Origin of the sequence: Halomonas sp., assembly GCF_031581305.1 — a bacterium.
Lineage (GTDB): Bacteria > Pseudomonadota > Gammaproteobacteria > Pseudomonadales > Halomonadaceae > Halomonas.
Genome location: NZ_JAVLBC010000079.1, coordinates 5,033 through 13,894, shown reverse-complemented (window position 1 = coordinate 13,894; position 8,862 = coordinate 5,033). Strand labels below are relative to the sequence as shown.

Below are 8,862 nucleotides of genomic sequence, written 5' to 3'. Positions count from 1 at the left end.
GGACCCGGAGGGCTTCGCCCGCATCGACGACCAGCCGGCCCTGGTGCTGGAGATCTCCAAGCGGGCCGGTGCCAACATCATCGACACCGTGGCCCAAGTGCAGGGGCTGTTCGACGAGTCGGCCAGCCTGCTACCCGACGCACTGGAGATCACCACCATCCTCGACCAGTCCGACACCGTGCGTGACATCCTCTCGGAGCTGCTCAACAACGTGGTCACCGCGGTGGTGCTGGTCCTGGTACTCATCCTCGCCGCCATGGGCGTGCGCTCGGCGCTGATGGTGGGCCTGACCATCCCCGGCGCCTTCCTCACCGGCATCCTGCTGATCTGGGCCCTCGGCTACACCCTCAACATCGTGGTGATGTTCGCGCTGATCCTGGTCGCCGGAATGCTGGTGGATGGCGCCATCGTGGTCAGCGAGCTGGCCGACCGCCACCTGCGTCAGGGGCAGCCGCCGCGGGAGGCCTGGATCGAGGCCGCCACGCGCATGAGCTGGCCGGTGATCGCCTCCACCGCCACCACTCTGGCGGTCTTCGTGCCGCTGCTGTTCTGGCCTGGCGTAGTAGGCCAGTTCATGAAGTACCTGCCGATCACGGTGATCCTCTGCCTGCTCGCCTCACTGGCCATGGCGCTGGTGTTCCTGCCCACCCTGGGCGGTGTCTTCGGCGCGCGCAGCGCCGCTGCCTCACGGGAGAGCGAGCGGGTCACCGCCGGCGGACGGCTCTACCGGACCTTGCTGGCCCGCCTGCTTGCCTGGCCGGGCCTGACGCTGCTGGTCGCCCTGCTGCTGGTGGCGCTGATCTACACCGCCTACGCCCGCTTCAACCACGGTATCGAGTTCTTCCCCAGCGTCGAACCCGATACCGCCCAGGTGCTGGTACGCTCGCGGGGCGACTTTTCCGCCGCGGAGACCGACGCCGTGGTGCGACGGGTCGAGTCGCGCCTCGCCGGCATGGGCGAGGTTCAGGCGCTCTATGCGCGCTCCTTCGCTGTACCCAACCAGCAGCTCGGCGGCGACGTCGTGGGCGTTCTGCAGTTCCAGCTGATCGATTGGCAGCGTCGCCGCCCGGCCAGCGCGATCCTGGCCGAGATGGCCGAGCGCACCCGCGACCTGCCGGGCATTCAGCTGGAGTTCCGCGAACAGGAAATGGGGCCAGCCGGCGGCAAGCCCATCGTGCTGGAGGTCAGCGCCGAGGACCCGGCCCTGGCCGACCAGGCCGTGACCGCACTGCGCCGGACCATGGGCGAACTGGGCGGCTTCCGCGACATCGAGGACAACCGCAGCCTGCCGGGCGTGGAGTGGCGAGTGAAGGTGGATCGCGAGGCCGCTGCCCGCTTCGGCACCGACGTGGCAAGCGTAGGCAGTGCCGTGCAGCTGATCACCACCGGGCTGCAGGTGGCGAGCTACCGTCCCGCCGGCGTCAACGACGAGGTGGATATCCGGGTGCGTCTGCCGCGGGGCGACCGCTCGCTGGACCAGCTGGGCCGCTTGAGCCTCAATACCCACCGCGGACAGGTGCCGATCTCGCATTTCGTCTCGCTGGAACCCGCCCCCAAGGTGGGCACCCTGCACCGCATCGACGGGCGCCGGGCCATCACCCTGGAGGCCGACGTCACCACCGAGCACCGCCCCGACGAGCGCCTGGCGGCTTTGATGGCCGCCATGGAGGCGCCTCCCGACGGGGTGAGGGTCAACGTGGCCGGCGAACAGGAGGACCAGCAGGAGGCGATGCGCTTTCTGGCCACTGCCTTCCTGGTGGCGATCTGTCTGATGACGCTGATCCTGGTCACCCAGTTCAACAGCCTCTATCAGGCGGCGCTGGTGCTGTCTGCCATCGTCTTCTCCACCGCCGGCGTGCTGCTCGGCCTGCTCGCCAATGCCCAGCCCTTCGGCATCGTCATGGTGGGCATGGGCATCATCGCCCTGGCGGGCATCGTGGTGAACAACAACATCGTGCTGATCGACACCTACAACCAGCTGCGCGACGACGGACTCTCGCCGGGGGAGGCGGCACTCGAGGCCGGGGGCCTGCGCCTGCGACCGGTACTCCTCACCGCCGTGACCACGGTACTGGGACTGGCGCCCATGGTGCTGGGCGTCAACGTCGATCTGATGACCCCGAGCCTGGGGCTGGGTGCGCCCTCGACCCAGTGGTGGACCCAGCTCTCCAGCGCCATCGCCGGCGGCCTGACCTTCGCCACCGGCCTGACCCTGCTGCTCACGCCCTGCATGCTGGTGCTGGAATCCCGGCTGCGCCGTAGACCGTAAGCCCCCGGCTGCGCCGGGAGCTGGAAGAGCGTCGCTTCGCTCCTGGAAGCTTGAAGCTGGAAGAAAAGCCTTGACTCGGGCTACGGGGGTAACATGCTGCCTTCAAGCTTCAAGCTTATAGCTCCGAGCGCAACTCGGCGCGAGCGGCATCCGGCGCATGGGCCGCATGCAGGCGGGCGATCAGTTGGTCCTCGAGGCTGAAACGTTCGCTGAGACCCCGGGTCAGGCGGTCGAGCCAGGCGGGGAGTCGACGCAGGTGGTGCTGGGCACGGCTGGAGCTGTCATAGTCGCGATCGAAGGAGAGCACCAACTCGGTGGACAACTCCAGACGCTCGAGCAGGCGATCGGCGAGTTCCAGGGCCTGGTGGTCGTCGAAGGCCTTGGCCTCCTCGCGCAGTTGCGGATAGACCTCGAAGTGGCCGGCACTGATATAGTCCATCAGCAGTTCACTGAAGGCATCGATGCGCGCCTTGTTGACCGCCTCGAGCTCGGCATCGCAGGCCTGTTTCAGCGCAGCAAGGTGGATCAGCAGCTCACGACGCTCGTGAAGCCAGCGATCGATCAGCTCATGCACGCCGCCCCAGCGTTCCAGGGCATTCTTGCAGTCTTCCAGCATGGGTGCCTCCCTTGCCCGATGCGGCCAACCAACTCGGGGAACTCGAACCGCGGAAGGCCAGACTCGCGTCTGCCGGGCCCGCTGTCAATCCCGTTGCCGCCACGGTGTCGATGCGCTGCTTGAGTCGCCGCAGCCTGGTCGCGAGGATGGGCAGGGCACGCAACCGTTTGGCACCGCAGGAAGAGCGTGGAGAGGTCATCGAGGGATTCGTAGTAACGTGTCTCTCAGGCAGCCGCCGATGCACTGCCACCGTCACACCATCAGGACACTGGAGGGGATTCCCATGAACAAGCTGACCCGCGCCGGCCTTGGCCTGCTGATGACAACCGCCGTGGCCACCGCTCAGGCCGAGGAGGTCAGGATCGGCATGATCACCACCCTGTCGGGAGGTGGCTCCCATCTCGGCGTCGATGTCCGCGACGGCTTCATGCTCGCCATCGACCAGGCGGACCGTGGCGACATCGAGGTCCTGATACAGGACGACGCTCGCCGCCCCGACCTGGCCAAGACACTCTCCAACGAGTTCATGCAGCGCGACGAGGTCGACATCCTGACCGGTATCATCTGGTCCAACCTGGCCATGGCCGTGGTGCCCTCCGTGGTTCGACAGGGGACCTTCTACCTCTCGCCCAATGCCGGTCCTTCCGCCCTGGCGGGGAAGATGTGTCACGAGAACTACTTCAACGTGGCCTACCAGAACGATAACCTGCACGGGGCGATGGGCGCTTACATGCGCGAGCAGGGCTTCGAGGCGCCTCTCATCATGGCGCCCAACTACCCCGCCGGCACCGATGCCCTGGCCGGCTTCAAGCACCTCTTTGATGACGAGGTCATCGACGAGATCTACACCCAGCTGGGCCAGACCGACTACGCCGCCGAGATCGCCAGGATCCGTGCCAGCGAGGCCGACAGCCTGTTCTTCTTCCTGCCCGGTGGCATGGGCATCTCCTTCATGAAGCAGTGGGAGAACTCCGGGGTGGATATGCCGGTGTTCGGGGCGGCCTTCTCGTTCGACGAGACGATCATCAAGGCGGTGGGCAGCGCCGCGATCGGCGCCATGAACACCTCGCAGTGGGCCTACGACCTGGAGAACGCAGCCAACCAGGCCTTCGTCGAGGGCTTCCGCGAGGCCCATGACCGCACCCCGACCCTCTATGCGGCCCAGGGCTATGATACGGCCCGCCTGATCCTGAGTGCCCTGGAGAAGGCCCACCCCAGCGACAAGGACGCCTTCCGCGAGGCCCTGCGCGAGGCAGACTTCGACTCGGTACGTGGCGCGTTCCGCTTCGGCCCGAACCACCATCCGATCCAGGACATCCATGTCCGTGAAGTGGTCGAGGGCGAGGACGGCGAGCCGACCAACCGCCTGGTCGGCATCGCCGTCGAGGACATCCAGGACGTCTATGCCGAGCAGTGCCGGATGTAAGGCGCATCGCATTTTGGCGTTAAGGAGGAGAAGCACCCTTGTGGGAGCGCAATTCATTGCCGGTTCGACGCCTCGACGAATGGCGCCGATAGGCGCCTTGGGCTTAGTGCCTACTGCCAGGAAGGCCTCCGGCCTTCTTTCGCGATCTGAAGATCGCTCCCACAGGATGCTGTTCTTTTTCCTTTCCAAAAGAACAGCATCACTCCAGTCTGCGAATAAGCAGATTTAAGCCCACCACTCACGCTTTTCTTAGAGAATGCCCGACGTGTCCGTTACCCTGCTGATCGAGCAACTGATCAACGGCCTGCAGCTCGGCACCATGCTCTTCCTGATGGCCAGCGGCCTGACCCTGGTGTTCGGGGTCATGGGGCTGATCAACCTGGCCCATGGCTCCTTCTATATGGTCGGGGCCTATGTCACCGCCCTGGCCACCGCCTCGACCGGCTCCTTCCTGCTGGGACTGACCGCCGGCGTGCTGGCGGCGGCCGCCGCCGGCGCCATCGTCGAGCTTGTGGTGATCCGCCGCCTCTACCGGCGCCAGCACCTCGACCAGGTCCTGGCCACCTTCGCGCTGATCCTGATCTTCTCCGAGGGCACCCGCTGGCTGTTCGGCTCCTCGCCGCTGTGGCTCAGCCCGCCCGACGCGCTGACCGGGTCGGTGGCCCTGCCCGGCGGCTCCCGCTACCCCGTCTATCGGCTGATGATCATCGCCGTGGGCGTGGTGGTCGCCGCCGGCCTCTACCTGCTCATCGCGCATACCCGGCTGGGCATGCGCATCCGCGCTGGCGAGAGCGACCGCGAGATGATCGGTGCCCTGGGGGTCAACATCCGGCGGCTCTACACCCTGGTATTCGCCCTGGGCGCCGCTCTGGCAGGCCTGGCCGGGTCACTGGTGGGCGCCCTGCAATCGGTGCAGGTGGGCATGGGCGAGCCGGTGCTGATTCTGGCCTTCGTGGTGATCGTGATCGGCGGCATCGGCTCGATCAAGGGCGCCCTGCTCGGTGCCCTGCTGGTCGGCCTGGTGGATACCCTGGGCCGGGTCTTCCTTCCCGCCCTGTTCGGCCAGTTCATGAGCCCCTCGGACGCCGCGGGGGCGGGGACCGCCTTGGCCGCCATGCTGATCTACATCCTCATGGCGGTGATACTGGCCTTCAAGCCGAAGGGACTCTTTGCCGACCATGACTAAGCTACATACCACGACCACCCCCGCCGTGGAGGGCACGAACCGTTGGCTGGACCGCCGGCGCCTGGTGCACGGCACGCTGCTGGCGCTGATGCTGCTGGCCCCCGTCGCCGCTCACCTGCTGGGCGAGGTCTACTACGTCAACCTCGCCTCCCGCATTGCCCTGGTGGCCATGGCCGCGGTGGGGCTCAATCTGGCCATCGGCTACGGCGGCATGATCAGCTTCGGCCATGCGGCCTACTTCGGCCTGGGCGGCTACGTGACCGGCATCAGCGCCTATCATGCGTTCGACGGCAGCCTGGTCATGGGCCTGCCCGGCAGCGACAACATGTTGGTGATCTGGCTGGCAACCGTGCTGCTCTGCGGCCTGCTCGCCCTGGCGATCGGTGCCATCTCGCTGCGTACCACCGGGGTCTACTTCATCATGATTACCCTGGCCTTCGCCCAGATGGCCTACTACTTCGCCAATTCCTGGCCAGACTACGGGGGCGAGGATGGCCTGCCCATCTACCTGCGCAATACCCTACCGGGGGTCGATACGAACGATGCTCTGAGCTTCTTCCTGATCTGCTTCGCGGGCCTGGTGCTCTCCTTGGCGCTCACTTCACGGCTGATGAAATCACGCTTCGGGGCCGCCCTGACCATGGCGCGGCTCAACGAGACCCGCCTGGCCACCGCCGGTATCTCGCCCTTCCCCATCCGCCTGGTGGCCTTCGTCATCTCGGCGATGATCACCGGCCTGGCCGGTGCCCTCTACGCGGACCTGAATGGCTTCGTCAGCCCCTCCATGCTGAGCTGGCACCTCTCCGGCGAATTGATGGTGATCGTCATCCTGGGTGGTGTCGGCCGCCTCTACGGGCCGCTCGCGGGGGCCATCCTCTTCGTGATGATGGAGACCCTACTGGGAGGAGTGACCGAATATTGGCAGTTCTTCCTCGGCCTGGTACTGCTGGGCGTGGTGCTGTTCGCCAAGCAGGGCGTGATCGGTTGGCTGGCCGGGAGCGAGCGCCATGCGTGAGCGCGTGCTGTCGATATCCGGCCTGCACAAGCGCTTCGGCGCCCTGCAGGCCACCCACGACGTCTCGCTGGACCTCAGGTCCGGCGAGATCCATGCCCTGATCGGGCCCAATGGCGCCGGCAAATCGACGCTGATCGCCCAGATCGCCGGCAGCTTGAGGCCCGATGCCGGGCAGATCCGGCTGGGGGAGCATGACATCACCGCCCTGGGGGTCGCCCGGCGGGCCCGGCTCGGCCTGGGACGCAGCTTCCAGGTCTCGTGCCTGGCCGAACCCCTCAGCGTGCTGCGCAACGTGATGATCGGGGCCCAGGCGCTGCAGGGGCACAGCTTCCGTTTCTGGCGCCCGGTGGCCCGCGACCCGAGCCTGCTGGCCCCCGCCTACGCGGCCCTGGAGCGCATGCACCTCGCTCACCGTGCCGACACGCCGGTAGCGGCGCTCTCCCACGGCGAGCGCCGCCAGGTGGAGGTGGCCTGCGCACTGGTCCTCGAGCCGCGGGCCCTGCTGCTGGACGAGCCCATGGCAGGCCTCGGCCCCGAGGGCTCGGCGCGGCTCACCGAGCTGCTCGAGACCCTGAAGCAGGAGGTACCCATCCTGCTGATCGAACATGACATGGACGCGGTGTTCCGGCTGGCGGATCGTATCTCCGTGCTGGTGGCGGGCCGCGTCATCGCCCATGGCGACAGCGCGACCATCCGCCGGGACCCGCGCGTCCGCGACGCCTATCTGGGAGACTGAGATGCTCGAGATCACTGACATCGAGACCTTCTACGGGCCCTCCCAGGCGCTGTTCGGCGTCAGCCTCCGGGTCGAGGCCGGCGAGATGGTCGCCCTCATGGGGCGCAACGGCATGGGCAAGACCACCACCATCCGCTCGCTGTTCGGCCTGACGCCGGCCCGGCGCGGACGCATCGTGTTCCAGTCGCAGGACTTGCGGCGCCTGCCGACCTACCGCATCGCCCAGTGCGGCCTGGGGCTGGTGCCTGAGGGCCGCCGCTGCTTTCCCAACCTCTCGGTGCGCGAGAACCTCATCGTCACCGCCCGTCCCGGTCCCTGGACCCGGGCGCGCGTCGAGAGCCTCTTCCCGCGACTTGCCGAGCGGCGTCGCCAGATGGCGGCCACCCTCTCCGGCGGCGAGCAACAGATGCTCGCCATCGGCCGCGCCCTGATGACCAATCCGCGGCTGCTGGTGCTCGACGAGGCGACCGAAGGCCTGGCGCCGGTGATCCGCCAGGAGATCTGGTCGGCCTTGCGCCTGATCAAGGCGCAGGGTCAATCGACGCTGATCGTCGACAAGTCACTCGGCGAACTGCTGCCGGTCGTCGACCGCTGCACCATCCTGGAGAAGGGCCTCACGGTGTGGACGGGACCGCCCGAGGCGCTGGACGCCGGTGTCCGCGACCGCTATCTGGGTGTATAGGGGGGCGACCCATGCCCGATGCGCCTCTGGCTTATCGGGCCTACATCCCCCTCATCCTCTCCCCTGCGTAGGCCCGGTAAGCGACAGCGCACCGGGCAAGACCCTTTGGGTCTGCCACCGGGATAAGCGGGGAAAAATGCCGCCATCGTCTTGCAACGTGTGGGTATTCCCCACAGCCCACACTTCAATGGACTGAGGCGCTCAGGAATGGAAGGCGGTGATCTCGTCGACGAAGCGCCCGCCGGGGCGATAGTGGTCGAGAAGCGAGAAGTGGTCATCGCCTTCCAGCACGCTCGACTCGACGCCGATGCCCTGCCCGCGCAAGTGCTCGGCGTAGGCCTGCATCTGGCGGGCGAACTCGCTGGACTCCTCGCCGCCGGCGACCAGTCGCACCCCGGCCGGAACGCGGCAGGGCAGCCGCACCGGGCTGTAGTCGATCACGTCGCGGCCGGTGAGCTGCAGCTTGGGCTGCAGCCATGACCAGGGGAAGGGCGCCAGGTCGTAGAGACCGCTGATCGAGAGGGCACCGCAGATGAGGTCGTCGGGCAGGCCATAGGTGCCTTCCCAGTCCGTGGCCAGCAGCATGGCGCAGAGGTGTCCGCCGGCGGAGTGCCCCGAGACACTGAGCCGGTGAGGGTCGACACCCAATGACCCCGCGTTGCGATATACCCACGCCAGCGCCGCCCGGGCCTGGCGCACCACCTCGCCGAACGCCACCGTGGGACAGAGGGCGTAGTTGACCACCCCCACCGTGATGCCCGACGCCACCAGGCCATCGACCACGAAGCTGAACTCCTTGTGGCTGAGCGAGCGCCAGTAGCCGCCGTGGAAGAAGAGGTGGCAGGGAGCAAGCTCGCCCTCCCCCACACCCTCGGCCTGGAAGAGATCCAGACACTCGGCGAGCGTCGGTCCGTAGGAAAGATCGAGCGTCA

At 67.2% G+C, this 8,862-nt stretch carries 8 protein-coding genes; 6 read left to right on the top strand and 2 right to left on the bottom strand.

Annotated elements, in window-relative coordinates:
• Positions 1-2,269, top strand: a 2,269-nt coding sequence (locus RI841_RS08435) for an efflux RND transporter permease subunit (RefSeq protein ID WP_310705146.1), incomplete at its 5' end; no start/stop codon positions are given.
• A gap of 115 nt (positions 2,270-2,384) precedes the next feature.
• On the opposite strand, the gene rsd is transcribed toward RI841_RS08435, so the two are convergent.
• Positions 2,385-2,885 (bottom strand): sigma D regulator, encoded by a 501-nt coding sequence (gene rsd / locus RI841_RS08430; protein ID WP_310705145.1) that lies wholly within the window; start codon positions 2,883-2,885, stop codon positions 2,385-2,387.
• Between the two features lie 283 nt (positions 2,886-3,168).
• Between rsd and RI841_RS08425 the strand changes: the two genes are divergently transcribed.
• The 5 genes from RI841_RS08425 to RI841_RS08405 all read left to right on the top strand — a co-directional run bounded on the left by RI841_RS08425 (position 3,169) and on the right by RI841_RS08405 (position 7,930).
• Positions 3,169-4,311, top strand: a complete 1,143-nt coding sequence (locus RI841_RS08425; RefSeq protein ID WP_310705144.1) for an ABC transporter substrate-binding protein — start codon at positions 3,169-3,171, stop codon at positions 4,309-4,311.
• 265 nt (positions 4,312-4,576) lie between these two features.
• Positions 4,577-5,497: a branched-chain amino acid ABC transporter permease gene (locus RI841_RS08420; protein WP_310705143.1), complete on the top strand. Its 921-nt coding sequence runs from the start codon at positions 4,577-4,579 to the stop codon at positions 5,495-5,497.
• A complete protein-coding gene (locus RI841_RS08415; RefSeq protein ID WP_310705142.1) occupies positions 5,490-6,512 on the top strand; it encodes a branched-chain amino acid ABC transporter permease in 1,023 nt (340 codons plus the stop codon). The genes RI841_RS08420 and RI841_RS08415 overlap by 8 nt, the downstream gene beginning before the upstream one ends.
• A complete protein-coding gene (locus tag RI841_RS08410) occupies positions 6,505-7,248 on the top strand; it encodes an ABC transporter ATP-binding protein (RefSeq protein ID WP_310705141.1) in 744 nt (247 codons plus the stop codon). Before RI841_RS08415 ends, RI841_RS08410 begins: the two co-directional genes overlap by 8 nt.
• Before the next feature lies 1 nt (position 7,249).
• On the top strand, positions 7,250-7,930 hold the full coding sequence (locus tag RI841_RS08405) for an ABC transporter ATP-binding protein (protein ID WP_310705140.1): 681 nt from the start codon (positions 7,250-7,252) through the stop codon (positions 7,928-7,930).
• A 201-nt stretch (positions 7,931-8,131) separates the two neighbouring features.
• Here RI841_RS08405 and RI841_RS08400 read toward each other — a convergent pair.
• The coding region (locus RI841_RS08400) for an alpha/beta hydrolase (RefSeq protein WP_310705139.1) at positions 8,132-8,862 on the bottom strand (731 nt) is incomplete at its 5' end.

Coding starts and splice junctions, on each gene's coding strand:
- rsd (WP_310705145.1), bottom strand. CDS start 2,885: ATGCTGGAAGACTGCAAGAATGCCCTGGAACGCTGGGGCGGCGTGCAT.
- RI841_RS08425 (WP_310705144.1), top strand. CDS start 3,169: ATGAACAAGCTGACCCGCGCCGGCCTTGGCCTGCTGATGACAACCGCC.
- RI841_RS08415 (WP_310705142.1), top strand. CDS start 5,490: ATGACTAAGCTACATACCACGACCACCCCCGCCGTGGAGGGCACGAAC.
- RI841_RS08410 (WP_310705141.1), top strand. CDS start 6,505: ATGCGTGAGCGCGTGCTGTCGATATCCGGCCTGCACAAGCGCTTCGGC.
- RI841_RS08405 (WP_310705140.1), top strand. CDS start 7,250: ATGCTCGAGATCACTGACATCGAGACCTTCTACGGGCCCTCCCAGGCG.